Source organism: Mesorhizobium amorphae, from assembly GCF_014843845.1.
GTDB classification, from domain to species: domain Bacteria; phylum Pseudomonadota; class Alphaproteobacteria; order Rhizobiales; family Rhizobiaceae; genus Mesorhizobium; species Mesorhizobium amorphae_A.
The window spans coordinates 345294-371404 of the sequence record NZ_JHQS01000051.1 but is presented as its reverse complement, the minus strand read 5'-3'; the positions used below and the strand labels follow the sequence as shown (position 1 = coordinate 371404).

At 63.9% G+C, this 26111-nt stretch carries 22 protein-coding genes and 1 tRNA gene; 4 read left to right on the top strand and 19 right to left on the bottom strand.

All coding sequences use genetic code 11. From position 1 onward, the window contains the following. Positions 1-10 precede the first annotated feature (10 nt). The 3 genes from DH08_RS20145 (at position 11) to DH08_RS20135 (ending at position 4900) form a co-directional block, all read left to right on the top strand. A complete protein-coding gene (locus DH08_RS20145; RefSeq protein ID WP_192180982.1) occupies positions 11-1198 on the top strand; it encodes a malate--CoA ligase subunit beta in 1188 nt (395 codons plus the stop codon). Positions 1199-1212: 14 nt separating this feature from the next. Next, entirely contained in the window at positions 1213-2112 is a 900-nt protein-coding gene (gene sucD, locus DH08_RS20140) for a succinate--CoA ligase subunit alpha (protein ID WP_192180981.1), read from the top strand. Between the two features lie 103 nt (positions 2113-2215). Then, positions 2216-4900, top strand: coding sequence for a phosphoenolpyruvate carboxylase (locus DH08_RS20135; protein WP_192180980.1), 2685 nt, complete (start codon positions 2216-2218; stop codon positions 4898-4900). Positions 4901-5189: 289 nt separating this feature from the next. On the opposite strand, the gene DH08_RS20130 is transcribed toward DH08_RS20135, so the two are convergent. Further along, positions 5190-5274, bottom strand: a tRNA-Leu gene (locus tag DH08_RS20130). Between the two features lie 268 nt (positions 5275-5542). Between DH08_RS20130 and lipB the strand changes: the two genes are divergently transcribed. Continuing rightward, positions 5543-6286 carry a lipoyl(octanoyl) transferase LipB gene (gene lipB / locus DH08_RS20125; RefSeq protein WP_192180979.1) on the top strand — a complete coding sequence of 248 codons (744 nt, stop codon included), beginning with the start codon at positions 5543-5545 and terminating at the stop codon, positions 6284-6286. Between the two features lie 107 nt (positions 6287-6393). On the opposite strand, the gene DH08_RS20120 is transcribed toward lipB, so the two are convergent. The 18 genes from DH08_RS20120 to DH08_RS20035 form a co-directional block, all read right to left on the bottom strand. Then, complete coding sequence (locus tag DH08_RS20120) at positions 6394-7644, bottom strand: site-2 protease family protein (protein ID WP_192180978.1); 1251 nt, start codon at positions 7642-7644, stop codon at positions 6394-6396. Between the two features lie 507 nt (positions 7645-8151). Beyond that, the gene (locus DH08_RS20115) at positions 8152-8835 is read right to left on the bottom strand and encodes an ABC transporter ATP-binding protein (RefSeq protein WP_192180977.1); all 684 of its coding nucleotides are present in this window, start codon (positions 8833-8835) and stop codon (positions 8152-8154) included. After that, positions 8832-10118 carry a lipoprotein-releasing ABC transporter permease subunit gene (locus tag DH08_RS20110; RefSeq protein ID WP_192180976.1) on the bottom strand — a complete coding sequence of 429 codons (1287 nt, stop codon included), beginning with the start codon at positions 10116-10118 and terminating at the stop codon, positions 8832-8834. The genes DH08_RS20115 and DH08_RS20110 overlap by 4 nt, the downstream gene beginning before the upstream one ends. Further along, positions 10115-11443: a proline--tRNA ligase gene (proS, locus tag DH08_RS20105; RefSeq protein ID WP_192180975.1), complete on the bottom strand. Its 1329-nt coding sequence runs from the start codon at positions 11441-11443 to the stop codon at positions 10115-10117. Before proS ends, DH08_RS20110 begins: the two co-directional genes overlap by 4 nt. Before the next feature lie 652 nt (positions 11444-12095). Continuing rightward, entirely contained in the window at positions 12096-12380 is a 285-nt protein-coding gene (locus DH08_RS20100; protein ID WP_192180974.1) for a DUF1467 family protein, read from the bottom strand. Next, positions 12377-12781: a methylmalonyl-CoA epimerase gene (mce, locus tag DH08_RS20095; RefSeq protein WP_192180973.1), complete on the bottom strand. Its 405-nt coding sequence runs from the start codon at positions 12779-12781 to the stop codon at positions 12377-12379. Before mce ends, DH08_RS20100 begins: the two co-directional genes overlap by 4 nt. Before the next feature lie 147 nt (positions 12782-12928). Then, a complete protein-coding gene (locus tag DH08_RS20090; RefSeq protein ID WP_192180972.1) occupies positions 12929-14599 on the bottom strand; it encodes a ribonuclease J in 1671 nt (556 codons plus the stop codon). A 20-nt stretch (positions 14600-14619) separates the two neighbouring features. Beyond that, entirely contained in the window at positions 14620-15441 is an 822-nt protein-coding gene (locus tag DH08_RS20085) for a biotin--[acetyl-CoA-carboxylase] ligase (RefSeq protein ID WP_192180971.1), read from the bottom strand. Between the two features lie 4 nt (positions 15442-15445). Beyond that, the gene (gene nuoN, locus DH08_RS20080) at positions 15446-16882 is read right to left on the bottom strand and encodes an NADH-quinone oxidoreductase subunit NuoN (protein ID WP_192180970.1); all 1437 of its coding nucleotides are present in this window, start codon (positions 16880-16882) and stop codon (positions 15446-15448) included. Between the two features lie 19 nt (positions 16883-16901). Beyond that, positions 16902-18407 carry an NADH-quinone oxidoreductase subunit M gene (locus tag DH08_RS20075; RefSeq protein WP_006203235.1) on the bottom strand — a complete coding sequence of 502 codons (1506 nt, stop codon included), beginning with the start codon at positions 18405-18407 and terminating at the stop codon, positions 16902-16904. Next, positions 18407-20380, bottom strand: coding sequence for an NADH-quinone oxidoreductase subunit L (nuoL, locus tag DH08_RS20070; protein ID WP_192180969.1), 1974 nt, complete (start codon positions 20378-20380; stop codon positions 18407-18409). Before nuoL ends, DH08_RS20075 begins: the two co-directional genes overlap by 1 nt. Before the next feature lie 11 nt (positions 20381-20391). After that, complete coding sequence (gene nuoK / locus DH08_RS20065; RefSeq protein WP_192180968.1) at positions 20392-20700, bottom strand: NADH-quinone oxidoreductase subunit NuoK; 309 nt, start codon at positions 20698-20700, stop codon at positions 20392-20394. A 1-nt stretch (position 20701) separates the two neighbouring features. Further along, complete coding sequence (locus DH08_RS20060) at positions 20702-21322, bottom strand: NADH-quinone oxidoreductase subunit J (protein ID WP_192180967.1); 621 nt, start codon at positions 21320-21322, stop codon at positions 20702-20704. 122 nt (positions 21323-21444) lie between these two features. Next, positions 21445-21936, bottom strand: coding sequence for an NADH-quinone oxidoreductase subunit NuoI (gene nuoI, locus DH08_RS20055; protein ID WP_192180966.1), 492 nt, complete (start codon positions 21934-21936; stop codon positions 21445-21447). Next, the gene (nuoH, locus tag DH08_RS20050) at positions 21936-22979 is read right to left on the bottom strand and encodes an NADH-quinone oxidoreductase subunit NuoH (protein ID WP_192180965.1); all 1044 of its coding nucleotides are present in this window, start codon (positions 22977-22979) and stop codon (positions 21936-21938) included. Before nuoH ends, nuoI begins: the two co-directional genes overlap by 1 nt. A 2-nt stretch (positions 22980-22981) precedes the next feature. After that, the gene (gene nuoG / locus DH08_RS20045; RefSeq protein WP_192180964.1) at positions 22982-25063 is read right to left on the bottom strand and encodes an NADH-quinone oxidoreductase subunit NuoG; all 2082 of its coding nucleotides are present in this window, start codon (positions 25061-25063) and stop codon (positions 22982-22984) included. Next, on the bottom strand, positions 25063-25374 hold the full coding sequence (locus DH08_RS20040) for a pentapeptide repeat-containing protein (protein ID WP_192180963.1): 312 nt from the start codon (positions 25372-25374) through the stop codon (positions 25063-25065). Before DH08_RS20040 ends, nuoG begins: the two co-directional genes overlap by 1 nt. 3 nt (positions 25375-25377) lie before the next feature. Next, entirely contained in the window at positions 25378-26091 is a 714-nt protein-coding gene (locus DH08_RS20035) for an NADH-quinone oxidoreductase subunit E (protein WP_192180962.1), read from the bottom strand. Between the last annotated feature and the right edge of the window lie 20 nt (positions 26092-26111).

Below are 26111 nucleotides of genomic sequence, written 5' to 3'. Positions count from 1 at the left end.
GGAGGACAAAATGGACATTCACGAATATCAGGCCAAGGAACTGCTCGCCCGGCATGGGGTCCATGTCCCTCGCGGCGGCCTCGCTTACAGCCCCGAGCAGGCGACCTACCGTGCCAGGGAGATCGGCGGTTCGAAATGGGTGCTGAAGGCCCAGGTTCATTCCGGCGCCCGCGGCAAGGCCGGCGGCATCAAGCTGTGCGCCAATGACGACGAGATCTCCAACGCGGCAGAAGCCATGCTCGGCCGCAAGCTGGTGACCCAGCAGACCGGTCCGCGCGGCAAGCTGATTTCGCGGCTCTACCTCGAGGAAGCCGTCGACATCGCGCAGGAACTCTATCTCGGCTTCGTGCTCGACCGTAAGGAAGAGCGCGTCATGATCGTGGCGTCGGCCGCCGGCGGCATGGAGATCGAGGATATCTCCGAAAAGAAGCCGGATTCGATCATCCGCGCCACGGTCGATCCCGGTGTCGGCATGCAGGGATTCCAGGCACGCGAGATCGCCTTCGGCCTCGGGCTTGAGAGCAATCTGATCGGCAAGGCGACCGAGACCATCCTCGGCTGCTACCAGGTGTTCCGCGACTACGACGCCTCGATGCTGGAGATCAATCCACTGGTGGTGACCCGCGACGGCAGCCTCGTCGCGCTCGACGCGAAAATGTCATTCGACGAGAATGCGCTGTTCCGCCGACCCGAGATCTCAGAGCTGCGCGACAAGAGCCAGGAAGACCCACGCGAGACCTTCGCCAGCGACCGCGGCCTTTCCTATGTCGGCCTCGACGGCAATATCGGCTGCATCATCAATGGCGCCGGCCTCGCCATGGCAACGATGGACATGATCAAGATCGCCGGCGGCGAGCCGGCCAACTTCCTCGACATCGGCGGCGGCGCCTCGCCCGAGCGGGTGGCAAAATCCTTCCGCGCCGTGCTCGGCGACAAGAATGTCGAGACCATCCTGGTCAACATCTTCGCCGGCATCAACCGCTGCGACTGGGTCGCCGAAGGCGTGATCAAGGCGATCCGCGAGGTCGGTGTCGACGTGCCGCTGGTGGTGCGGCTCTCCGGCACCAAAGTCGAGGAAGGACGCAAAATCCTGGCCGATTCCGGCGAGGCGGTGATTGTCGCCGACACGCTAGCCGAAGCCGCCGAAAAGGCCGTCGCCGCCTGGCGCGCGGCCGCCAAGAAGAAAAAAGCAGCCTGAGGGAGGTCGAAAAAATGGCAATCCTGCTCAATCGCAGCACACGCGTCATCGTCCAGGGCTTCACCGGCAAGATCGGCAGCTTCCATGCCGAGGACATGAAGCGCTACGGCACCAAGGTGGTCGGCGGCGTCACGCCCGGCAAGGGCGGCCAGACCCATCTCGGCCTGCCCATCTTCAACACCGTCAAGGGCGCCGTGCGCGAAACCCGCGCCGAGGCCAGCATCGTCTTCGTGCCGCCACCCTTTGCCGCCGATTCCATCATGGAAGCCGCGGACGCCGGGATAAAGCTCTGCGTCTGCATCACCGACGGCATCCCTTCGCAGGACATGATGCAGGTCAAGCGCTACATGCGCCGCTATCGCTTCGAGGACCGCATGCGCCTGATCGGACCGAACTGCGCCGGCGTCATCACGCCCGGGCAGGCGCTGATGGGCATCATGCCCGGCAGCATCTATCTCCCCGGTCGCGTCGGCATCGTCGGCCGCTCGGGCACGCTGGGCTACGAGGCGGCCTCGCAGATGAAAGCGCTCGGCATTGGCGTCTCGACCAGCGTCGGCATCGGCGGCGATCCGATCAACGGCTCGTCCTTCAAGGACATCCTGCAGCTTTTCGAGCGAGACGAGGACACCGACGCCGTGGTCATGATCGGCGAGATCGGCGGCCCGCAGGAAGCCGAAGCCGCGATCTGGGCGCGCGACAACATGCGCAAGCCGCTGATCGCCTACATTGCAGGGCTTTCGGCGCCGAAGGGCCGCCGCATGGGCCACGCCGGCGCGATCATCTCCGCCTTCGGCGAGTCGGCGCAGGAAAAGGTCGAAATCCTGAAGGAAGCCGGCGTCGTCATCGTGCCGACCCCCGCCTCCTTCGGCGAGGTCGTGGCCGACACGCTGGCGCGGACCAAGAAGGCGGCGTGACGGCCGACCGGCGAAAGCCGCATTGCGCAAAATGTGCCTGACAGCCGGCGCTCTCGATTGAGGGTCGGCTACAGCGGCAATCGATGCGGAGGAGGAAGCGGCTTTGGAACAGAGCAGACGCATCAAATTTCGTGAGGACGAGCGAAGCCTTTTGTTGCGCTTGCTGCTTCAGGTCGCAAGCGCGCGCGAGCCCGAGATCGCCGCCGTTCTGAGCGGACGCAGGTCGCTTGTCTCCCTCGCCGCGGAGCAGCGCATCCCGGCGCTTCAGGCGAGCGGCGTATGGTTCCAGTTGCTGACGATTGCCGACGAATTGCTTGCCATGCGGGCGCGTCGCGAACTCGAACAAGGCGCCGGTGTCGACGAAGTGCCCGGATCCTTCGCCAGCGTGATCGCGCAGATGGCAGCGAACGGCCACTCGGCGGAGAAAGTCCAGGCGGCGCTCGACGAGCTTTGCGTCGGCCCGACCATGACCGCGCACCCGACGGAGGCCAAACGCGTCACGGTGCTGGAGATCCACCGCCGTATCTATCGCAAGCTGACCGAGCTCGACCAGCCGCGCTGGGCGCCGCGCGAACGCGACCTGTTGGTCGCCGATCTGGAGAGCGAGATCGAGCTTCTGTGGATGACGGGCGAGCTGCGACTGGAGCGCCCGACGGTCGAACGCGAGATCGCCTGGGGCCTGCATTTCTTTCGCGAAGTCATCTTCGAGGCGACGCCGCAGCTCTATGGCAAGCTTCAAGGCGCCTTCGAGCGTCACTATCCGGGAGAGCCGGTCAGAATTCCCGCCTTCATGCGCTACGCGTCGTGGATCGGCGGCGACCGCGATGGCAATCCAAATGTGACGGCCGCAGTCACCGCCCATGCCATGGCCGAATACCGCAATACCGCCATAGGCTGGTATCTGACGCAGATGCAGAGGCTGGTGACGGTGCTCAGCGCCAGCTCGAACGTCATTGACCTGCCGGCCAGCTTCAGGCCGGTGCTGCAAACGGCGCTTAATAAAAGCGGACAGGCGGACGTGATCGCCGCCCGCAACCCCGACGAACCGCTTCGCCAGTTCGCTTCGGCCTTGCTTGCCCGGCTGGAGGCCACGCGAGACGGTGGTGCGGCGGCGTACCTCTCGGCAGAGGCGTTCCGTGCTGATCTGAACGGGCTGACTTGCGTTCTCGAAGCGATCGGAGGGCGCGCGGTAGCCCGGCGTTTCGTCCAGCCTCTGCTTTGGCAGGTCGGAAGCTTCGGCTTCCGTACGGTCTCGCTCGACATCCGGCAGAACTCCACGGTCGTCAACAGGGTGCTGGCCGAACTCTTTGCGCTGACAAATCCTGCCGATCCGGTCGCAGTCGGCACACCGCAATGGTCGGCGCGCATTCGCTCAAGCCTCAGCCAGGGCGAGCGGCTGGAGATCGACGCAGACCGGCTCTCGCCTGAAGCAGGTGAACTGCTGTCGACATTCTCCGTCATCCGCGAGCACATCTCGAGCTCGGATGCCGACGCTGTCGGCTCTTTCGTTCTCAGCATGACCCGCTCGGCCGACGATCTGCTCGCGGTCTATCTGCTGGCGCAATATTGCGGACTTTCAACCGCGCCCGGTGCCGGCGGCACAATCAGGCTGCGGATCGTGCCATTGTTCGAGACCATCGCCGATCTACAGGCCGCCCCTGGCATCCTGAATGGATTGCTCGGCGTTTCGCTCGTGAGGCGGACGGTGCGGGATTTCGGCGCGCGCCAGGAAATCATGCTTGGCTATTCGGATTCCAACAAGGACGGCGGTTTCCTGGCTTCCAATTGGGAACTGGCAAAAGCGCAAAAGCGCCTCGCCGCCGTCGGCCGCAAGCACACCGTCCAGATCAGTTTCTTTCACGGTCGCGGCGGCTCCGTCAGCCGTGGCGGCGCGCCGACCGGCCGGGCGATCGCGGCACAGCCGCAAGGCACTGTCGCCAGAGCGATGCGGGTGACCGAGCAAGGCGAGGTCGTATCCTCGAAATTCGCCAATCGCGGCACCGGCCTCCACCAGCTCGAGGTTCTCGCCGCCGGCGTGCTGGCCCACAGTGTCGGATCGCCCGGTGATGTGGAGCCGAAGGAAACGCCGGAGTTCGACGAAGCGCTGGAAGCGCTGGCAGGCATGTCGCAGGCGTCCTATGCCAGGCTGATGGCCGAGCCCGGCTTCCTCGATTATTTCAACCAGGCGAGCCCGGTCGCGGAACTGGCGCTCCTGAAAATGGGCTCGAGGCCGGATCGCCGTTTCGGCGCCGCCGGCATTGCCGACCTGCGCGCCATTCCATGGGTGTTCGCCTGGAGCCAGAACCGTCATCTGTTGACCGGCTGGTATGGTATCGGCAGCGCACTCAGCTCATTCGTCGCGGTGCGCGGCGAGGCCGGGCGCGAACTTCTGGCCCGCATGTTCGAGCACTCGCGCTTCTTCCGCCTGATCGTCGACGAGGCCGAGAAGACACTCTACCAGTCCGACATGGAGATCGCGCGGCTCTACGCCGGCCTGGTGGCCGACAGCGATGCGGCCCGACGAATCTACGCCCGCATCGCCGCCGAATACGAGTTGACGCGACGCCTGATCGGCGACCTCACGGGAGGCGATCTTTCCGCGCGCTTCCCGATGTTCAAGCGACGTTTCGACAATCTGCGGCGACAGATGGACGACATTCACCGGCTGCAGGTCGAGCTGCTGCGTGAAGTTCGGGCAAATACCGGCACGGCGGATCAAAAACGGGCGACCGACGCCCTGCTCGTATCGATCAATTGCATCTCGGCTGGCCTTGGGTGGACGGGATAGGCCCGGTTTTCGTCGAGCTGCCAACGCCACCTCGCGTCATCGTTCGAGGCTCATCGTCCACCGCGCGGACACGCTGGCGCGGACGAAGAAGGCTGCGCGATCCCCAAGGACACATTGTCCTGCGGGCACCTGCAAAAGCGAAAACGGTAACGCGCCCATGTGGCGCGCCGCTTTCGTTTCGGTCCTCGGAAAAGCCAGGCGGCGGCGGCATGGCGCCCTGGCATGCCAATTGTGAGCTTGGCTGCTCCGATCCCGCAAGCTTGCCAGAAGCGAATTGTCAGGGATGTTCTGGTGCGGTCGAGAAGACTCGAACTTCCACGGGTTGCCCCACAGCGACCTCAACGCTGCGCGTCTACCAATTCCGCCACGACCGCACGTGGTAGGAGCCGGAACGAACCGGCTCGGGGCCTGTAGCAAATCGTTTCCGGCGAAACAAGTGCGCGGCGCGGAATAATCGCCGCGGATCGGGGCAATGCTCCACAGCCCCGGAAAATGCGGGGAACTGGACGTTTCGGCCGATTGCAGCCATATGAGGGGCTGATGCATATCGCCCCTGAGCGCCGAGCGGTTTTGGGGGCACGACAGGCACAGGAAACTTCTGGAGCGCAGCTTCAACCAGGCACGCTTCAGACGAGATAGACCATGACAGAACGCAGCCAAATCGCCACGTCGTTCCTGCCTTTGCCCGGTTCCGCGCCGGTCGAATGGCGCGTCGAACCTGGCCTTACCGCCTATCCCGACGCGCTCGCCTTCATGGAGGCGCGCGCCGAGGCGATCCGCAGCGGTGCCGCCGGCGAGATGGTCTGGCTGGTCGAGCATCCGCCGCTCTACACGGCCGGCACCAGCGCCCGCATCGAGGACCTGATCGAGCCCGGCCGCTTTCCGGTCTTTGCCGCCGGGCGCGGCGGCGAATACACCTATCACGGCCCCGGCCAGCGGGTCGCTTATGTGATGCTCGACCTGAAGCGCCGGCGCGAGGATGTCCGCGCCTTCGTCGCGGCGCTTGAGCAATGGATCATCGGCACGCTCGCCGCCTTCAACGTGCGCGGTGAGCGGCGCGAGGACCGCGTCGGCGTCTGGGTGGTGCGGCCGGATCGCCCGCCGCTTGCCGACGGGTCGCCGGCCGAGGACAAGATCGCCGCCATCGGCATCAGGCTGCGGCGCTGGGTAAGCTTTCACGGCATCGCCATCAATGTCGAGCCGGAGCTCGGCCATTTCAGCGGCATCGTGCCCTGCGGCGTTTCGGATCACGGCGTTACCAGCCTGGTCGACCTCGGCCTTCCCACCACGATTGCCGACCTCGACCTGGCGCTGAAGTCCGCCTTCGAGGAGGTGTTCGGCCCGGCCACGATCTTGGGCGTCGAAGCGGCCCGCAAGGCCGGCTGAAGTCTTCCCTGGAGCAGTTCCAGGAAAAGTGCGTAGCGGTTTTCCGTCCGGAATTGCGTAAAAACAAAAGGTTAGAGCGGTTCAACGAACCGCTCTGGAGCAGCGGCTCAGGCCAGCAGCGCGGACGCCCACAGGACGCCGTAGCCGTGGATGGCGAACACCGCCAGCAGCGCGCCGGCCATGGCGAAACGGTCGAAGGCGCGGATCGGCTTCAGCTCATGGCGCGGTTTCACCGCACTGCCCATGGTAAGCAGGCTGAGCACAGAAAAGACGGCGCCGGCGGCAAGCAGGAAACCGGATGAAAAGCCGGCGCGCCAGCCGAGCGCCAGCAAGGCCGAGAGCAGGAAGAACGATGCCAGCGCCAGCACCAGCGGACCAGGGCAGATCTGGCGCAGCACCTGACCGCCGTCGAATTTCCACACCGGCACCAGATTGGCGATGTTGAAGAGTGCCGAGCAGCCGGCAAGCGTGGCCAGCAGCGCCGCGGCGAGATAATGCCCCTCGCCCCTGGCAAAGCCGCTGGCGGCGATCAGCACCGGCACCAGGAAGGCGGAAAACCCGGCGCCCATCAGCGCCACGAAGGCGACTTCGAACCGGCTGTCATAAGGCCTGCCGCCAATGGCGATGCCGCCGAGCAGCGGGATGAAGATCATCCGCGCCTTGCGATGCCCCATCAGCCGGAATGCCGCCATATGGCCGAGCTCATGCAGGGCCACCACGGAGGTCAGGATCGCGGCCAGCGCCAGGCCGCCGAGGTTGAGCCCGAAGAACGGCCACAGGATGAAAGCCGAAAGGATGGCGAAGCCGACCTGGCTGAGCGGATGCTCGAACCAGCCGCCTTTGCGATACTGTCCGGTCCTGGCCCATTTCTGCAGCTTGCCGAGTTCACGCCGCATGGCGAAATAGCGGAAGACCAGAAAGGCGACGCCGCGATAGCGATCGGTCTGACTAAGGACAACCCGCGTTCCGCTCCCCTCGGAAACGAGTTCCGTGGTTTCGCGATAGTCGGCCCAGAAGGACGCGTCGAGCGATGCGTCATCGAGGACCCGCATGGAAAAGCGACTTCCTTCCGCGACATCCTCGAGCATGACCTTGCGCTCGATCGGCTGCCCGTCGCGCCCTTCCCAGGACAGCCTGATCCGGGCCGTGCCCTGCCCGTCGAGCGCCTCGGCGGAGATGATCTCGCCCGACCAGCCGGCATCCTTGCCAAGCGGCCACAGCGCCTGCCAGAGGCGGTGGCGGTCCGCCGCCACCAGCCGGCTGAGCCTGACCGTGCGCAGCCCGAGCGGCACGGTCATCAGCAGAAAGATCAGTCCGAGATTGCTGGCCACCAGGATGGCCATGACGATGGGCGACACGTGACGCTACTCCCTACCTTTGAGGAAACCTAGCGCCGGGGCGGCAAGAAAGGCTTAACGTGCCGACGGCTCCTGGCCGCCGAAAGAGGGAGCGCGGCATGCCCCCTCCTCACATGGCTCCGATCCAGATCGCCATGGAAATCAGAAACGTGCTCATGCACACGAGCGACACAACATCCTGAACAAGATCCGTCATAACTCTCTCCAGTTGTTAGTATGTTCGTATTTTGTTCTATTTTTGTTCGAATGTCAACGGCCGAAATCCGGGCCAGCGACGGAATCTCCGGCGATCAGATCGGCACGGTTAAGGAAAGGTTGACGGGGTGCCAGTTCCTGCCCGGACTGCGGACCACCCGCCTTGGCGATGAGCCAGGGTGCGTTGAGATTCAGGTCAGGCTGAGCCGAGGATGGTGGGTTCCGAGAACCGGAACCGAGCGTACTTGAAGTACACCGGAGCCGCAGAAGCCCGCCTTTCGCAGGCCGGCCTCACCTGAATATCAATGCACCCTAAAGCGGGACGACCTTGCCCTCGGCCAGCGTCACCCGCCGGTCCATGCGCGATGCCAGCTGGTGGTTGTGGGTGGCGATCAGCGCCGCCAGGCCCGATTGCCGGACCAGCGCTTCCAGCGCCTCGAACACATAGGAAGCGGTGACCGGGTCGAGGTTGCCGGTCGGCTCGTCGGCCAGAAGCACCAGCGGCGCATTGGCGACGGCGCGCGCGATGGCGACGCGCTGCTGTTCGCCGCCGGAGAGCTCCGACGGGCGGTGATGCGCGCGCTTGCCGATCTGCATGTAGTCGAGCAGCTGCGCCGCCCGCTCGGCGGCCTCCTTGCGCGACAGCCCCTTGATCAGCTGCGGCATCATGATGTTCTCCAGGGCGGAAAACTCCGGCAGCAAATGATGGAACTGATAGACGAAGCCGACATCGTTGCGACGGATGGCCGTGCGCTCCTCGTCGGAAAGCCGGCCGCAGGCGCGCCCGGCAAGGATCACGTCGCCGGCGTCGGGCCGCTCCAGCAGCCCCGCCGTGTGCAGCAATGTCGACTTGCCGGTGCCTGAAGGCGCAACCAGCGCCACCATCTCGCCGCGCTTCAGCGAAAAATCGGCGCCATTGAGGATGGTGAGCTTGCGCGGTCCCTGGACATAGTGCCGCTCGACGCTCTTCAGCTCGATAAGGGTCTCGGCCTTCATTCGTACCTCAAGGCTTCGACCGGATCGAGCCGTGCTGCCCGCCATGCCGGAAACACCGTTGCCAGGAAGGAGAGCACGAGCGCCATGATGACAACATAGGTCGTCTCGCGCAGATCCATCTTCGCCGGCAGCTGGCTGAGGAAATAGAGTTCGGGATTGAACAGGATCCTGCCGGTCATCCAGGAGAAGAACTGGCGGATCGATTCGATGTTGGTGCAGATGACGATGCCGAGCAGCACGCCGGCAATGGTGCCGGTGACACCGATCGCCGCCCCCGTCATCAGGAAGATGCGCAATATGGCGCCGCGCGAGGCCCCCATGGTGCGCAGGATGGCGATGTCGTGACCCTTGTCCTTCACCAGCATGATCAGGCCCGAAATGATATTGAGCGCCGCCACCAGCACGATCAGCGTCAGGATCATGAACATGACGTTGCGCTCGACCTGGAGCGCCGAGAAGAAGGTCTCGTTGCGCTGCCGCCAGTCGACGATGTCGATCGGCCGCTGCGCCGCCTGCTCGACCAGCGGCTTCAGTGCATCGACATCATCGGGATTGTCGACATAGATCTCGATCGTCTGCGCCCGTCCGTCCAAGTTGAAATAGAGCTGCGCTTCGGAAAACGGCATGTAGACAATGGAGCTGTCATATTCCGACATGCCGACTTCGAAGATCGCCGCGATCTTGTAGCCCTTCATGCGCGGTGTCGTGCCGAGCGGCGTCACATCGCCGTCGGGCGAGATCAGCGTGATGGTGTCGCCGAGCACAAGGCCGAGGTTCTCGGCCATGCGCTTGCCGATGGCCACGCCCTCGCCGCCGTCGAAGCCGTCAAGCGTGCCCTGCTTGATGTTGCCTGCCACGATCGAGATCTTGCCCAGATCGTCACCGCGTATGCCGCGCACCAGCGCCCCGGTGCCGCCGCCGACATTGCCTTGCGCCAGAACCTGCCCGTCGATCAGCGGAATGGCGTATTTGATGCCGGGCACGCCGTTGATGCGGCCGGCGACTTGCGCATAGTCCTCAAGCGGTGAGTCCAGCGGCTGCACGATCAGATGGCCGTTGACGCCAAGGATGCGCGTCAACAGTTCGGCCCTGAACCCGTTCATCACGGCCATGACGACGATCAGCGTCGCGACGCCCAGCATAATGCCGAGGAAAGAGATAGAGGCGATGACCGAGATCACCGTCTCCTTGCGCCGTGAGCGCAGATAGCGCCACGCCACCATGCGCTCGAACACCGAAAAGGCGCCGGCGGCCGGGGCCTTGGCTGCAGCCGTTTCGCTCATGCGGCAATACCCAAGCGCTTTCTCGCCTCGGCGATTGGCAGCGTCTCGCGCTCGCCGGTCCTGCGGTTCTTGATCTCGACCTCGCCGGCGGCCACGCCGCGCGGTCCGACGATCACCTGCCACGGCAGGCCGATCAGGTCGGCGGTGGCGAACTTGCCGCCCGGCCGCTGGTCGGTGTCGTCGTAGAGCACGTCCTTGCCGGCAGCGGTGAGCGCTGCATAGAGTTCGCCGCTGAGGCGGTCGCAATCGGCGTCACCAACCTTCATGTTGATGAGGCCGATATCGAACGGCGCCACCGCTTCCGGCCAGATGATGCCGTTGTCGTCATGGCTGGCTTCGATGATCGCCGCGACCAGGCGCGAGGGCCCGATGCCATAGGAGCCGCCGGAAGCGAAATGATCCTTGCCGTCGGGCCCGGTCACCTTGGCGCCCATCGGCTTCGAATATTTGTCGCCGAAATGGAAGATATGGCCGACCTCGATGCCGCGCGCCGAGAGCCTGTCGCCGTCGCCGACCTTCTCCCAGGCCGCCTCGTCATGCATCTCGTCGGTGGCGGCGTAGGGCGTCGTCCACGTCTTGACGATGTCGGCGATCTCGACGTCGTTCGAAAAGTCGGTGTTCGCGCCCGGCACATCCAGCGAAAGATAGTCGCGATGGCAGTAGACCTGGCTCTCGCCGGTATCGGCCAGGATGATGAATTCATGGCTGAGATCGCCGCCGATCGGGCCGGTGTCGGCGCGCATCGGGATGGCCTGCAGGCCCATGCGCGTGAAGGTCCGGAGATAGGACACGAACATACGGTTATAGGCCGCCTTGGCGCCCTCATAGTTGAGGTCGAAGGAATAGGCGTCCTTCATCAGGAACTCGCGCGACCGCATGACGCCGAAGCGCGGCCGCACCTCGTCGCGGAACTTCCACTGGATGTGGTAGAGGTTGAGCGGCAGGTCCTTGTAGGACTTGACATAGGCGCGAAAGATCTCGGTGACCATCTCCTCATTGGTCGGGCCGTAGAGCATGTCGCGCTCCTGCCGGTCCTTGATGCGCAGCATCTCCTTGCCGTAGTCGTCGTAGCGGCCGCTTTCGCGCCACAGCTCCGCCGACTGGATGGTCGGCATCAGGATTTCCAGCGCCCCTGCCCGGTCCTGTTCCTCGCGGATGATCCGGCAAACCTTGTCCAGCACCCGCTTGCCGAGCGGCAGCCATGAAAAGCTGCCTTGCCCCTGCTGGCGGATCATGCCGGCGCGCAGCATCAGCCGGTGCGAGACGATCTCGGCCTCGCGCGGATTTTCTTTGAGAATAGGCAGGAAATAGCGCGACAAACGCATGGACTGGTCCGTGAGAGAGGATGGCCGCGCCGGAATCGGCGCAACGCAGGCTGCTTGCCCCGGCTTCATAGCTATTTCATGACGGAATGGAAACCCGACCTGCCGCCTCGGCCCGCAATCGGGAATCGATTTTTTTACCGCTCTGGCCTTGCGGTTCGGAACCGCGATGCGGAGATGGAAAGCGTTGGAGCGCCCTTGGCGCGGCTAAAGATGCGCGGCGCTCCAGGCCGCGGCAATGTTGCGCCGGCTGCGTTGATCGATTTACAAGCAAGGCCTGCCGCACTATTGTGCAGTGCAGCACGATATTGCCTGTTTCCGGGCAAAATTCTTCGTGACATTTTCATCTGGCTTAGGCTAGTGTGCCCCGATAACCGAGAGGGCAGAGAAAAATCTGCTCTCCTACGCGGTCAAAGTCTTGGGAGGATGCGATCTAGGCGCGGTTACTCGCTGCCGCCGGACACCGGAAACAGATCGGACGCGTTTAAATTGCAAGGCCTCGTGCCTTGCATTTTTTTTGTGCAAACATCTGCTTAGCGCAAACAGCTCTCAAATCGCATGACGTAGCGTCAGTGCGCCGGCTCACAATCCCGGGCGGTTGCCTTTGGCCGGGCTCGATGCCCGACCCGCCTGTCATGAAACTGTCGCCCAAGGCCTATTGTGACGGCGTCTGCGCAGCTTCCGGGATGATGTGCGGAACTTCGTCGAGGCTGAGCCCCAACCCTCTCGTCAGGCCGTAGAAAATACCCATCAGCACCGCGGTGGCGATCGTCGTTCTGATCACGGCGCGCAGCATATGCGGCCCGCGCGGCGCGCTCGAAACCGTACCTAGCGTCACATCATGGTCGTCGTCCTGCGTCTTCACGCTGAACGGCAGCACGGCGAACAGAACCACCCACCAGGTGGCGAAGAACAGGGCAGTGAATGAAACCCAGCTCATGATTGCTCCAATTCGACCAGCGTGCCGAAAAAGTCCTTGGGATGCAGGAACAGCACCGGCTTGCCATGCGCGCCGGTTTTTGGGTTGCCGTCGCCAAGCACGCGCGCGCCGCTGGCCTGCAAACTGTCGCGCGCCGCCAGGATGTCGTCCACCTCATAGCACACATGATGCATGCCGCCCGACGGGTTCTTCTCCAGGAACGCCGCGATTGGCGAGCCCGCGCCCAGCGGCTCCAGCAATTCGATCTTGGTGTTGCCGACATCGACGAACACCACCGTCACGCCATGCTCCGGCAGCGCCTGCGGCGCGCTCACCTGAGCGCCGAGCGTATCGCGATAGGCCGCCGTCGCCGCGGCCAGATCCGGCACGGCAAGCGCGACATGGTTCAGGCGTCCAAGCATGCAAGGCTCCAAGGCAGTAGGCAGTAGTCAGTAGTCAGTAGTGAATGGTGAATGGTGAATGGCACGGCTGGCGCCAGGCAGTGAATGACGCAACCCACTATTCACTATTCACTATTCACTATTCACTATTCACTATTCACTACTCACTCATCTCGTCACAAACACCGTCACCAACGGCTTCTTGCCCCAGGCTTCGTTGGCGGCACCGCGCACGGCACGGCGCACCGCCTCCTGCACGAGGTCGAGGTCCTTTCGGCGCTGGTGGGGGATGGAGTCCACCGCGCCGACTGCCGCGTCGAGCATCAGGTCTTCCAGCGTTTCGCCGCTGGCGTCGGCTTCGGCGACGCCGATGGCAACCAGATCGGGATCGCCTGCCAGCTCATACTTGTCGTCGAGCACGACATTGACCGCGACATGGCCGGCAAAGGAGAGCTTGCGCCGGTCGCGAATGCCCATCGCCTGGTCGGAGCCGATCAGGCGGCCGTCCTTGTAGATGCGGCCGAACGGCACCTGGTCGACGATCGTGGCGGCACCGGGATAGAGCCTCAGCATATCGCCGTCGCGCACCTGCGCCACCTGGCCGATGCCGGACATCGACATCAGCGATCCCTGCGCCACCAGATGCGCCGCTTCGCCATGCACCGGCACGCCGATCTGCGGCCGCACCCATTCATACATCTTGCGCAATTCGCTGCGGCGCGGGTGGCCCGAGACATGCACCAGCGCGTCGCCGTCCTCGATGATCTTCATCCCGAGGTCGATGAGGCGGTTCTTGATCTCGAGGATCGCCTTCTCGTTGCCGGGAATGGTGCGCGAGGAAAACACCACCGTGTCGCCCGCCGTCAGCGACACCGATTTCATCTCGTCGCGCGACAGCTTGGCCAGTGCGGCCAGCGGCTCGCCCTGGCTGCCGGTGCAGATGATGACCAGGTTCTCGCGCGGGATGAAACCGTAATCTTCCTCGGCGATGAATTCCGGCAGCCCGTCCATGTAGCCGAGTTCGCCTGCGACATCGATGACGCGCTTCAGCGAGCGGCCGAGAACCAGGCACTGGCGGCCGGCATCGCGCGCCGCTTTGGCGATGGAGACGATGCGCCCGACATTGGAGGAAAAGGTGGTGACCGCGACGCGGCCCTTGGCGCCCTGGATGACGCCCTTGAGGCCTTCGCCGACAGCCACTTCCGAGGGCGATTCGCCTTCCCGCAGCGCATTGGTGGAATCGCAGATCAGCGCCAGCACGCCCTTGTCGCCATAGGCGCGAAAGCGTGCCTCGTCGGTCTTCGGCCCGATGGTCGGCTCCGGATCGATCTTCCAGTCGCCGGTGTGGATGACGGTGCCGGCCGGCGTGGTGATCGCCAGCGACATCGGTTCGGGGATGGAGTGAGCGACCGGAATGGCCTCGATCTCGAACGGACCTACGGTGAATGTCTCGCCCGCCCGGTAGATCGTCAGCGGAATCTTCGGCGCGCCCTGCTCGCCTTGCCGCTTGGCTTCCAGCAGGCCGGCGCTGAACGGCGTCATCCACACCGGAGCCTTCAGCTTCGGCCACAGGTCGAGCAGCGCGCCGTAATGGTCTTCATGCGCATGGGTGATGACGATGCCGCGCAGGCTGTCGAGGTTCTCCTCGATGAAGCGCGTATCGGGCAGGATCAGGTCGACGCCCGGATGCGCGGCATCGGGGAAAGTGACGCCGACATCGACGACGATCCACTCGCGCGCATTGGCCGGCCCGTAGCCGTAGAGGGCGAAGTTCATGCCGATCTCGCCGACGCCGCCAAGCGGCACGAAGACGAGTTCGGCGTTTTCCGCTTTCGCCATGATATTCCCTTCCTGGCCGGTCAAACCGCTGCCGACGCAACGGCACCGAAATGCACGTCGCCGGCGGCGATCGTCACAACTGTCCCCTCATCGTCGCGGATCACGAAACGACAGTCCTCGTCAATGGTCTCGAACGTCCCGCGCACCACACTACCGTCAATTCTGACAGCAACCTGGCTGCCCAAGCCCGCCGCGCGCGCCAGCCAGCGCTGCCGGATCGCCGACAGTCCGCGCCCTTCGCTCCACAGCCGGGCGTTCTCGCTCCAGGCATCCGACAGCGCCAGGAACAAGGTCTCGGCATCGCAGGACGCCCCCAATGTTCTGAGCGATGTCGCGGGATAAGGCAAATCCTCGGGGTATGCCACCACATTGACGCCGATGCCGACCGCCACCGCGAAGCGGCCGCCTTCGAGGATCGCCGATTCCAGCAGGATGCCGGCAAGCTTGGCGCCGGAAGCGAGCACGTCGTTCGGCCATTTCAGCTCGAAGCGGTTCTTCCCCTGGCTCCCGCCATCGAGCCCGATGGCGATCCTGCCTTGCGGCACGACGGCGTCGAGCGCGTCGGCCAGCGCCAGTCCGGCGACGAAGCCGAGCGTCGCGGCAAGCCGAAGCTCGCCGCCGGTGACGACGAGCAGCGTCGCCGCCAGATTGCCTTCGGGCGTTGCCCAGACGCGGCCGCGCCGACCCCGCCCGCTTTCCTGTTTCCTGGAGACGACCCAGAGCTTTCCCGGATCGCCCGCTCGCGCATGGGCAAGCGCCAGCGCATTGGTCGAGCCGACCGCCTCATGGGCCTCGAGCCGGAAGCCTTCCGACGCTGCGGTTGGAGCCAGCCGAAATGCCATCCCGTCAGAAGAATGTCTTGGCGGCGGCTTCGGCATAGGTGCCGATCGGCCCGCCGATCAGCACATAGAACAGCACGAAGGCGCCGGAGACGCCGAGCACGAGGCGCAGTTCGCTCGCCATCGGCACGAAGCCGCCGACCGGCTCGTCGAACCACATGATCTTGATGATGCGCAGGTAATAGTAGGCACCCACCACCGAGGCCAGCACGCCGATGATCGCCAGCGCATAGAGGTTGGCGTTGATGGCGGCGAGGAAGACGTACCACTTCCCCCAGAAGCCGGCGAGCGGCGGAATGCCGGCCAGCGAGAACATCAGGATGGTGAGGATCGTCGCCATGACCGGGTTGGTCGACGACAGGCCGGCGAGGTCGCCGATCTGTTCGACATTGCCTTCCTTGCGCCGCATGGCGAGGATGAAGGCGAAGGTGCCGAGCGTCATCACCAGGTAGATCAGCATGTAGATGGCGACGCCGCGCACCCCGGCCTGGCTGTTGGCGGCAAGGCCGACCAGCGCGTAGCCCATATGGCCGATCGAGGAGTAGGCCATCAGCCGCTTGATGTTGGTCTGGCCGATCGCCGCGAAGGCACCGAGCGCCATCGAGGCGATCGAGATGAAGACGATGATCTGCTGCCAGTCGGAAGCGATCGGCTTGAAGGCGCCCATGGTGACGCGCACGATCAGCGCCATCGCCGCCATCTTCGGCGCCGCCGCCAGGAAGGCCGTCACCGGGGTCGGCGCGCCCTCATAGACGTCGGGCGTCCACATATGGAACGGCACCGCCGAGATCTTGAAGGCAAGGCCGGCCAGCACGAAGACCAGACCGAAGACGAGGCCAAGCTGGCGCTCGCCGCTGCCGAGCGCGGTGGCGATCTCCTGGAAGCCGGTATTGCCGGTGTAGCCGTAGACGAGGCTGATACCGTAAAGCAGCATGCCCGACGACAGCGCGCCGAGGACGAAATACTTCAGGCCGGCCTCGGTCGAGCGCAGATTGTCGCGATTGATCGCCGCCAGCACGTAGATCGCCAGCGATTGCAATTCGAGGCCGAGATAGAGCCCGATCATGCCGTTGGCCGAGATCATCAGCATCATGCCGAGCGTGCAGAGCAGGATCAGCACCGGATATTCGAATTTGTCGAAATGCTCTTGCTTGGCGAAGCGCATCGACATGACCAGCGTCACCGCCGAACCGATCAGCGACAGCATCTTCATGAAGCGCGCGAACGGATCCTGGACGAAGGCGCTGCCATAGGCGGTACCCTGCCCGCTGGACGTGACGAGCCATAGTCCGGCAATTACCAGGATGGCAACGGCAAGGCCAGTCACCGTTTTGGTGCTGTCGGAGCGCGAATAGGCGCCCACCATCAAGAGCGCCAGCGCGCCGACGGCGAGGATCAGCTCCGGCGTCGAGAGCGAAAGGCTGGAGAGAAGGTCCGGCGTCATGGTTCGCAAAACCCTTGGGTTAATTCGCCGCCGCGGTCTGCGCGGAGCCGATGGATGCAGTGACATTGGTGACGAGCGCCTTGACCGATTCGGCCGTCGCGTCGAAGACCGGTGCGGGATAGACGCCGAAGAAGATGACCAGCACGACCAGCGGGTAGATGATCGCCTTCTCCCGTGGCGACAGGTCCAGCAGGCCCTTCAGGCTTTCCTTGGTCAGCGCACCGAAGATCACCCGGCGATAGAGCCAGAGCGCGTAGGCGGCCGACAGGACGACGCCGGTGGCGGCGAAGAACGCCACCCATGTGTTGACCCGGAACACGCCAAGCATGGTCAGGAACTCGCCGACGAAGCCGCTGGTGCCGGGCAGGCCGACATTGGCCATGGTGAAGACCATGAACACGGTGGCATATTTCGGCATGTTGTTGACCAAGCCGCCATAGGCGTCGATGTCGCGCGTGTGCATGCGGTCGTAGATGACGCCGACGCACAGGAACAGCGCTCCGGAGACGAGGCCGTGCGACAGCATCTGGAAGATCGCGCCCTGCACGCCTTCCTGGTTCATGGCAAAGATGCCCATGGTGACGAAGCCCATATGGGCGACCGAGGAATAGGCAATCAGCTTCTTCATGTCCTCCTGCATCAGCGCCACCAGCGAGGTGTAGATGATGGCGACGACCGACAGCGTGAACACCAGCGGCGCGAACATTTCGGACGCCAGCGGGAACATCGGCAGGGAGAAGCGCAGGAAGCCGTACCCGCCCATCTTCAGGAGGATGGCGGCCAGGATGACCGAGCCCGCCGTCGGCGCCTCGACATGCGCGTCGGGCAGCCAGGTGTGCACCGGCCACATCGGCATCTTCACCGCGAAGGAGGCGAAGAAGGCGAGCCATAGCCAGGTCTGCATGCTGGCCGGGAAATTATGCGTCAAGAGCGTCGGGATGTCGGTGGTGCCCGACTGGAAGAACATCGCCATGATGGCGAGCAGCATCAGCACCGAGCCGGCCAGCGTATAGAGGAAGAACTTGAACGAGGCATAGACGCGCCGCTTGCCGCCCCACACGCCGATGATGATGAACATCGGGATCAGGCCGGCCTCGAAGAAGACGTAGAACAGCACGATGTCGAGCGCACAGAACACGCCGATCATCAGCGTTTCCAAGAGCAGGAAGGCGATCATATAGGCCTTGACGCGCTTCTCGATCGATTCCCACGACGCCAGGATGCAGAGCGGCATCAGGAAGGTGGTCAGGATGACGAACAGCATCGAGATGCCGTCGACGCCCAGATGGTAGGAGATGCCGGAATCCAGCCAGGCGAATTTCTCGACGAACTGGAAGCCGGCTTGCGAATTGTCGAAGCCGGTCCAGATGAACAGCGAGACGATGAAGGTGATGCTCGTCGTCCACAGCGCGATGGCGCGGATGTTGCGGCGTGCATTTTCGCTGTCATCGTTGATGAACAGGATGAGCAGCACACCCACCAGCGGCAGGAAGGTGACCAGCGAGAGGATTGGCACGGCGGTCATCAGAGCATCATCCAGGTGACGAGTGCGGCAACGCCGATCAGCATGGCGAAGGCATAGTGATAGAGGTAGCCGGTCTGCAGCTTGACGACGCGGTTGGTGACGTCGACGACGCGCGCCGAAACACCGTCAGGCCCGAGACCGTCGATGATCGTGCCGTCGCCGGTCTTCCAAAGGAATCTGCCGAGAGCCTTTGCCGGCCGCACGAACAGCACGTCGTAGAGCTCATCGAAATACCACTTGTTGAGCAGGAAGGCGTAGAGCAGGCGATGGTTGGCGGCGACGCTCCGGGGCAATTCCGGCGAGCGGATATAGAACTTCCAGGCAACGCCAAAGCCGATCAGCATGGCGAAGAACGGCGCCAGTTCGACCCACAGCGGCAGTTCGTGGATATCGTGCAGGATGTGGTTGTCAGGCAGCGTGAACAGCGACGCCTTCCAGAACTCTGCATAGCCCTCGCCGATGAAGGCGCCATGGAAGATGATACCGGCAAACAGCGCGCCCGCCGCCAGAATGAACAGCGGCACCAGCATCACCGGCGGCGATTCATGGACATGGTGCATCACCTCATGGCTGGCGCGCGGCTCGCCATGGAAGGTCATGAAGATCAGCCGCCAGGAATAGAAGGAGGTGAAGCAGGCGGCGATGACCAGCAGGACGAAAGCGGTGGGGGCAAACATGTTGTGGCCGGCAAAGGCGCTTTCGATGATGGCGTCCTTGGAGAAGAAGCCGGCGGTGCCGATGACGGTCACCGGAATGCCGACGCCGGTCAGCGCCAGCGTGCCGATCACCATCATCCAGTAGGTCTTCGGAATGAGCGTCCTCAAGCCGCCCATCTTGCGCATGTCCTGTTCGTCGGAGACGGCATGGATGACCGAGCCCGAGCCGAGGAACAGCAGCGCCTTGAAGAAGGCATGCGTGAACAGGTGGAAGATCGCCGCGCCATAGGCGCCGACGCCGAGCGCCACGAACATGTAGCCGAGCTGCGAGCAGGTCGAATAGGCGATGACGCGCTTGATGTCGTTCTGGACGAGGCCGACCGTCGCCGCGAAGAAGGCGGTGAAGGCGCCGATGAAGGTCACCACCGTCAGCGCCGTGTGCGACAGCTCGAACAGCGGCGACAGCCTCGCCAGCATGAACACGCCGGCGGTCACCATCGTCGCGGCATGGATGAGTGCTGAGACCGGTGTCGGGCCTTCCATGGCGTCCGGCAGCCAGGTGTGCAGCGGCACCTGCGCCGACTTGCCCATGGCGCCCATGAACAGGAGCAGGCAGACCACGGTCATCGCCGAGTGCTTGTCGAGCGCATAGCCGAGGAAGGTGAGCACGGCCGCACCGTGCTCGGCGCCCTCGGCCGGAATGAATGTCGCCGCATTGGCGAAGATGGTTCCGAGGTTGACCGAGCCGAACAGCACGAAGACGCCGAAGATGCCGAGCGCAAAGCCGAAATCGCCGACGCGGTTGACGACGAAGGCCTTGATCGCCGCGGCGTTGGCCGACGGCTTTTTGTACCAGAAGCCGATCAGCAGATAGGACGCGAGACCCACGCCTTCCCAGCCGAAGAACATCTGCACCAGATTGTCGGCCGTCACCAGCATCAGCATGGCGAAGGTGAACAGCGACAGATAGGCGAAGAAGCGCGGCCGGTTCGGGTCGTGGTGCATGTAGCCGATCGAGTAGATGTGGACCAGCGCCGACACCGTGTTGACGACGACCAGCATCACCACCGTCAGCGTGTCGATCCTCAGCGCCCATGCGGCGTCGAGCCCGCCCGACTGGATCCAGCGCAGCACCGGCACGGTGAACACCTCGCCCTCGCCGAAGCCGACCGAGAAGAAGGCAACCCACGACAGCACCGCCGAGATCACCAGGAAGCCGGAGGTGATGTATTCGGAGGCCTTGGCGCCGAGCGAATTGCCGAACAGGCCGACAATCAGGAAGCCGAGCAGCGGAAGGAAGACGATGGCCTGGTACATGGTGGTTTCCGTCAACCCTTCATCGTGTTCACGTCTTCGACCGCGATCGAGCCGCGGTTGCGGAAGAAGACGACAAGAATGGCAAGACCGATGGCCGCTTCGGCGGCAGCGACCGTCAGCACGAACAGCGCGAACACCTGGCCCACGAGATCGCCGAGCGCCGCCGAGAAGGCGACGAAATTGATGTTGACCGCAAGCAGGATCAGCTCGATCGACATCAGGATGACGATGATGTTGCGGCGGTTGAGGAAGATGCCGAACACGCCGAGCGTGAACAGGATCGCCGATACGGTGAGGAAATGTGCGATGCCGACGACCATCTCAGATGCCCTCGCCCGATTTGACCTTGCGGATTTCCATTCCGGTCGCCGGCGTGCGGCCGACCTGGGCGGCGATCGACTGCCGCTTGACGCCCGGCTTGTGGCGCAGCGTCAAGACGATGGCGCCGATCATGGCGACCAGCAGCACGAGGCCGGCAATCTGGAAGTAGTAGAGGTAGTCCGTGTAGAGGATGTCGCCGAGTGCCGCCGTGTTCGAGCGCGTGGCGAGGTCGGGAATGGGCTTTGACACCGTCGCCGCCAGTTGCGGCGCGAACGTGTAGCCGCCGAGCACGACGATCAGTTCCGCCGCCAGGATCAGCCCGACCAGCGCACCGATCGGCGCATATTGCAGCGCGCCTTCCTTCATCTCGGCAAAGTCGACATCGAGCATCATGACGACGAACAGGAACAGCACCATGACGGCGCCGACATAGACGACGAGCAGGATCATCGCCAGGAACTCGGCCCCGGTCAGCATGAACAGGCCGGCGGCATTGAAGAAGGTCAGGATCAGGAACAGCACCGAATGCACGGGGTTGCGCGATGAAATGACCATGAACGCCGATGCCACGGCGACAAAGGCGAAGAGGTAGAAAAAGGCCGCCTCTAGTCCACTCAGCATGGGTACCCCCGGGTTCCTGTCCGAAACAGGACGTTCGTCCTGTTCGAGTTTTGCCACCGCCTCCGGTCGGCAAGTTGCGTTGTCCTTAGACGAGGCCCCTCGCCTCGTCCATGCGTCAAATGTCAGCGGTAGGGCGAGTCCAGCGCGATGTTGCGCGCCAGCTCGCGCTCCCAGCGATCGCCATTCGCCAGCAGCCTGTCCTTGTCGTAATAGAGCTCCTCGCGCGTTTCCGTCGCGAACTCGAAATTCGGCCCCTCGACGATGGCGTCGACCGGGCAGGCTTCCTGGCAGAAGCCGCAATAGATGCACTTCACCATGTCGATGTCGTAGCGCACGGTGCGGCGCGTGCCGTCATTGCGGCGCGGCCCGGCCTCGATGGTGATCGCCTGCGCCGGGCAGATCGCCTCGCACAGCTTGCAGGCGATGCAGCGTTCCTCGCCGTTCGGATAGCGGCGCAGCGCGTGCTCGCCGCGGAAGCGCGGGCTGATCGGCCCCTTCTCGTGCGGATAGTTGATCGTCTCCTTCGGTGCGAAGAACTGGCGCATCGACAGGAAGAAAGCGCTGACGAAGTCCTGCAGCAGCAGCGATTTTGCAGCCTGGGAAAAAGCGGACATCACGCAAACCCCGTGATCTTGAGGAAGGCAGCGACAATCACCACCATCGCCAGCGAGATCGGCAAGAAGACCTTCCAGCCCAGCCGCATCAACTGGTCGTAGCGGTAGCGCGGCACGAAGGCCTTCACCATGGAGAACATGAAGAACATCAGGCAGACCTTGAGCACGAACCAGATCAGCCCCGGCACCCAGGTGAAGGGCGCGAAGTCAAAGGGCGGCAGCCAGCCGCCGAGGAACAGGATGGTGGCCAAGGCGCACATCAGCACGACGGCGACATACTCGCCGAGGAAGAACAGCAGGAACGGCGTCGAGGAATATTCGACCATGTGGCCGGCGACCAGTTCCGATTCGGCCTCGACGAGGTCGAAGGGCGGGCGGTTCGTCTCGGCCAGCGCCGAGATGAAGAAGACGACGAACATCGGAAACAGCGACAGCCAGTGCCAGTCGAGGAAAGTGTTGGGCAGGCCAACCCGCGTGCCCAGCCCGTCCTGCTGCGACAGCACGATGTCCGACAGATTGAGCGAGCCGACGCAGAGCAGCACGGTGACGATGACGAAGCCGATCGAGACTTCGTAGGACACCATCTGCGCCGCCGAGCGCAGCGCGCCGAGGAACGGATATTTCGAATTCGACGCCCAGCCGCCCATGATCACGCCATAGACCTCGAGCGAGGAGATGGCGAAGACATAGAGGATGCCGACATTGACGTTGGCGATCGCCCAGCCCTCATTGACCGGGATGACGGCCCAGGCCGAGATCGCCAGCACCGCCGACACCAGCGGCGCCAAAAGGAACACGCCCTTGTTGGCGCCAGACGGGATCACCGGTTCCTTGAACACGAATTTCAGCAGGTCGGCGAAGGCCTGCAGCGTGCCCCAGGGGCCGACGACGTTCGGGCCGCGCCGCAGCTGCACCGCAGCCCAGATCTTGCGGTCGGCATAAAGCAGATAAGCGACCGCGATCAGCAGCACGACGATCAGCACGACCGATTTCAGCAGGATGATCAGCGCCGGCAGTACATAGATGGAGAAGAACGTGTCCATGCTTATTCCGCCGCCTGCTTGAAGCCGCTCTTGGCCAGCGCCGAGCATTCCGCCATCACGGCTGAGGCCCGCGCGATCGGGTTGGTCAGGTAGAAATCCGTCACCGGCGAAGTGAAGCTGCCCTTGTTCAGCCGCCCGCCGAGCTTCGCCACCTTGGCGATGTCGTCGGCATTGCCGGCCTCGACCTGGTCGATGCGGGCAAGATGCGGGTATTCGCCGTAGAGCTTGGCGCGCAGTTGCGGCAGGGAATCGAAGGGCAGTTTCTTGCCCAGAACATCGGACAGCGCCCGCAGGATCGCCCAGTCTTCGCGCGCATCGCCCGGCGCGAAGCCGGCGCGGTTGGTCTGCTGCACCCGGCCTTCGGTGTTGACGTAAGTGCCCGACTTTTCGGTGTAGGCGGCAGCCGGCAGGATGACATTGGCGCGATGTGCGCCATGGTCGCCATGGGTGCCGATATAGACGACGAAGGCGCCACCGGTCTTGCCCATGTCGATCTCGTCGGCGCCAAGCAGGAACAGGAGATCCGTCCCGCCAAGCATACCGGCGACGTTCTTGCCGCCCTCGCCCGGCACGAAGCCGAGATCGAGGCCGCCGACGCGGCCAGCCGCGTTATGCAGCACGGCAAAGCCGTTCCAGTCGGCCCTGGCCGCATTGACCGACGCTGCCAGCTTCGCCGCCTGGCCGAGAACGGCCGCACCATCGGCGCGCGCCAGAGCGCCCTGCCCGACAATGATCAGCGGATGCGTCGCCTTCTTCAGCACCTCGGAGAACTTGCCATTGCCGTCGGCCAGGTCCTTCAGGGAATCCGGTCCGGCACCCAGTTGCTCATACTCATAGCGCGTGTCGCCGACCTCGCCGATGACGCCGACCGGCAGATTGCCGATCCGCCAGCGCTTGCGGATGCGAGCATTGAGCACCGAGGCCTCGAAGCGCGGGTTGGCGCCGATGATCAGCACCGCGTCGGCCTGCTCGATGCCCTCAATGGTCGGGTTGAAGATGTAGCTGGCACGTCCGAGCGACGGATCGAGGGCTGCACCATCCTGGCGGCAGTCGGTATTCTTCGAGCCGAGCGCGGCCATCAAAAGCTTGAGCGCGTAGATCTCCTCGACGGCGGCGAGATCGCCGGCAATGGCGCCGATCTTCTCCGGCGCCGTCTTCGACACCTGCTCCTTGATCGCGGCGAAGGCTTCCGCCCAGCTTGCCGGCGCCAGCTTGCCGTTCTTGCGCACATAGGGGCGGTCGAGGCGCTGCGTGCGCAGGCCGTCCCAGATGAAGCGGGTCTTGTCGGAAATCCATTCCTCGTTCACCGCCTCGTTGACGCGCGGCAGGATGCGCATCACTTCGCGGCCGCGGCTGTCGACGCGGATCGCCGAACCGACGGCATCCATGACGTCGATGGATTCGGTCTTGGTCAGTTCCCACGGCCGCGCCTGGAAGGCAAAGGGCTTCGAGGTCAGCGCGCCGACCGGGCAAAGATCGATGACATTGCCTTGCAATTCCGAGGTCATCGCGCTTTCGAGATAGGTGGTGATCTCGGCATCCTCGCCGCGGCCGATCAGCCCAAGCTCGGAAATGCCGGCGACCTCGGTGGTGAAGCGGACGCAGCGCGTGCAATGGATGCAGCGGTTCATCACCGTCTTGACCAGCGGTCCGATATACTTGTCTTCGACGGCGCGCTTGTTCTCGTGATAGCGCGAGGAATCGACGCCGAAGGCCATCGCCTGGTCCTGCAGGTCGCACTCGCCGCCCTGGTCGCAGATCGGGCAGTCGAGCGGATGGTTGATCAGCAGGAACTCCATCACGCCTTCGCGGGCCTTCTTGACCATCGGCGTGTTGGTGAAGATTTCCGGCGCCTCGCCGTTCGGGCCCGGGCGCAGGTCGCGCACGCCCATGGCGCAGGACGCCTGCGGCTTGGGCGGCCCGCCCTTCACCTCGATCAGGCACATGCGGCAATTGCCGGCGATCGACAGCCGCTCATGGAAGCAGAAGCGCGGCACTTCCGCGCCCGCATCCTCGGCCGCCTGCAGCAGCGTGTAGTGGTCGGGTACAGTGATCTCTTTCCCGTCGACCTTGAGCTTTGCCATCAATTGCCCCCGGCGGTCTTCGCCGTCTCATATGCCTGGATGAGGTCGCCAAGGCTGATGCCATTGATCATCATGCCGGCGACTTCTGCGTTTTCTATCTTCACGTTGCTCATGTTCACATTGGTGAAAAACGTATTCGCGAGATTTGCGTCTTCCACCTTGGCGTTGGTCAGGTTGGTGCGCTGGATCCTGGCCGCCGACAAATTGACGTTGTGGAACTGCGTGTTCGACATGTTCACGTCATCGAAGCTCGAATTGGCGACGATGGCATTGCGAACATCGAGAACGTCACGCTTGTCGTGGACCTCCATGCCCTACCCCTGCCTCTTGGCCTTGGCGGCCAGCACAAGTGCCGCCGCCTGGCGGGTCCAGTCGTCACGGCCGATGCGGCCCGCCAACGACAGATAATCCTCGACCCAGGCGATCTCTTCCGGCGTCCAGGCCGCGACTTGTGCATGGGTCCAGATGCCGAGGCCGTTGAGAACCTTCTCCAGCTTCGGCCCGATGCCCGATATCGCCTTGAGATCGGACGGTTTCGCCGGCCGCTCCATGGGCTTGGGTTGCCTGAAGTCCTCAGGCATCAGCCCGGTCGCCGCATTGCCCGATTCCGTATCGGCGCCGGCAGTGTCCTGCGCCTTCTCGACGGTGTTGGCGGCAATGTCGGTCACATCCCTGGCGAAGGTCTGCGCCTCGGCAATCAGCGTCTTCGTCGCCTTGCGTGCCTTGGATGCGCTTTCGGCGGCGTCCGCAAACTGTTCGCTTCTTGCCTCGAAATCATCGACGATCGGGTGGAACAGCCGCTGCGAAGCCTCGGCCGCGCCGGAGAGCGCGCCCATCCAGACGCCGAAAGCGTGGTTGGCAAGGCCGAAGCCGAGCGCCGACATCGCGGCGGCACTTGCGACCGGATGAGCGAATAGGTTGACGGCACTTGCCATCTCCTTCGGCATCATCCTGGTCAAGTCCTGGTTCATCTTCTCGAACTGGTCCATGTCGGGCATCATTGGGTAGGGTATCGAATACGGCGCCATCGGTCGTCTCCTGGTCGATT

Excerpts from the sequence above, each read along its gene's own strand:
- DH08_RS20145 (WP_192180982.1), top strand. The coding sequence starts at position 11 with ATGGACATTCACGAATATCAGGCCAAGGAACTGCTCGCCCGGCATGGG.
- sucD (WP_192180981.1), top strand. The coding sequence starts at position 1,213 with ATGGCAATCCTGCTCAATCGCAGCACACGCGTCATCGTCCAGGGCTTC.
- lipB (WP_192180979.1), top strand. The coding sequence starts at position 5,543 with ATGACAGAACGCAGCCAAATCGCCACGTCGTTCCTGCCTTTGCCCGGT.
- DH08_RS20115 (WP_192180977.1), bottom strand. The coding sequence starts at position 8,835 with ATGAAGGCCGAGACCCTTATCGAGCTGAAGAGCGTCGAGCGGCACTAT.
- DH08_RS20110 (WP_192180976.1), bottom strand. The coding sequence starts at position 10,118 with ATGAGCGAAACGGCTGCAGCCAAGGCCCCGGCCGCCGGCGCCTTTTCG.
- proS (WP_192180975.1), bottom strand. The coding sequence starts at position 11,443 with ATGCGTTTGTCGCGCTATTTCCTGCCTATTCTCAAAGAAAATCCGCGC.
- DH08_RS20100 (WP_192180974.1), bottom strand. The coding sequence starts at position 12,380 with ATGAGCTGGGTTTCATTCACTGCCCTGTTCTTCGCCACCTGGTGGGTG.
- mce (WP_192180973.1), bottom strand. The coding sequence starts at position 12,781 with ATGCTTGGACGCCTGAACCATGTCGCGCTTGCCGTGCCGGATCTGGCC.
- DH08_RS20090 (WP_192180972.1), bottom strand. The coding sequence starts at position 14,599 with ATGGCGAAAGCGGAAAACGCCGAACTCGTCTTCGTGCCGCTTGGCGGC.
- DH08_RS20085 (WP_192180971.1), bottom strand. The coding sequence starts at position 15,441 with ATGGCATTTCGGCTGGCTCCAACCGCAGCGTCGGAAGGCTTCCGGCTC.
- nuoN (WP_192180970.1), bottom strand. The coding sequence starts at position 16,882 with ATGACGCCGGACCTTCTCTCCAGCCTTTCGCTCTCGACGCCGGAGCTG.
- DH08_RS20075 (WP_006203235.1), bottom strand. The coding sequence starts at position 18,407 with ATGACCGCCGTGCCAATCCTCTCGCTGGTCACCTTCCTGCCGCTGGTG.
- nuoL (WP_192180969.1), bottom strand. The coding sequence starts at position 20,380 with ATGTACCAGGCCATCGTCTTCCTTCCGCTGCTCGGCTTCCTGATTGTC.
- nuoK (WP_192180968.1), bottom strand. The coding sequence starts at position 20,700 with ATGGTCGTCGGCATCGCACATTTCCTCACCGTATCGGCGATCCTGTTC.
- DH08_RS20060 (WP_192180967.1), bottom strand. The coding sequence starts at position 21,322 with ATGCTGAGTGGACTAGAGGCGGCCTTTTTCTACCTCTTCGCCTTTGTC.
- nuoI (WP_192180966.1), bottom strand. The coding sequence starts at position 21,936 with ATGTCCGCTTTTTCCCAGGCTGCAAAATCGCTGCTGCTGCAGGACTTC.
- nuoH (WP_192180965.1), bottom strand. The coding sequence starts at position 22,979 with ATGGACACGTTCTTCTCCATCTATGTACTGCCGGCGCTGATCATCCTG.
- nuoG (WP_192180964.1), bottom strand. The coding sequence starts at position 25,063 with ATGGCAAAGCTCAAGGTCGACGGGAAAGAGATCACTGTACCCGACCAC.
- DH08_RS20040 (WP_192180963.1), bottom strand. The coding sequence starts at position 25,374 with ATGGAGGTCCACGACAAGCGTGACGTTCTCGATGTTCGCAATGCCATC.
- DH08_RS20035 (WP_192180962.1), bottom strand. The coding sequence starts at position 26,091 with ATGGCGCCGTATTCGATACCCTACCCAATGATGCCCGACATGGACCAG.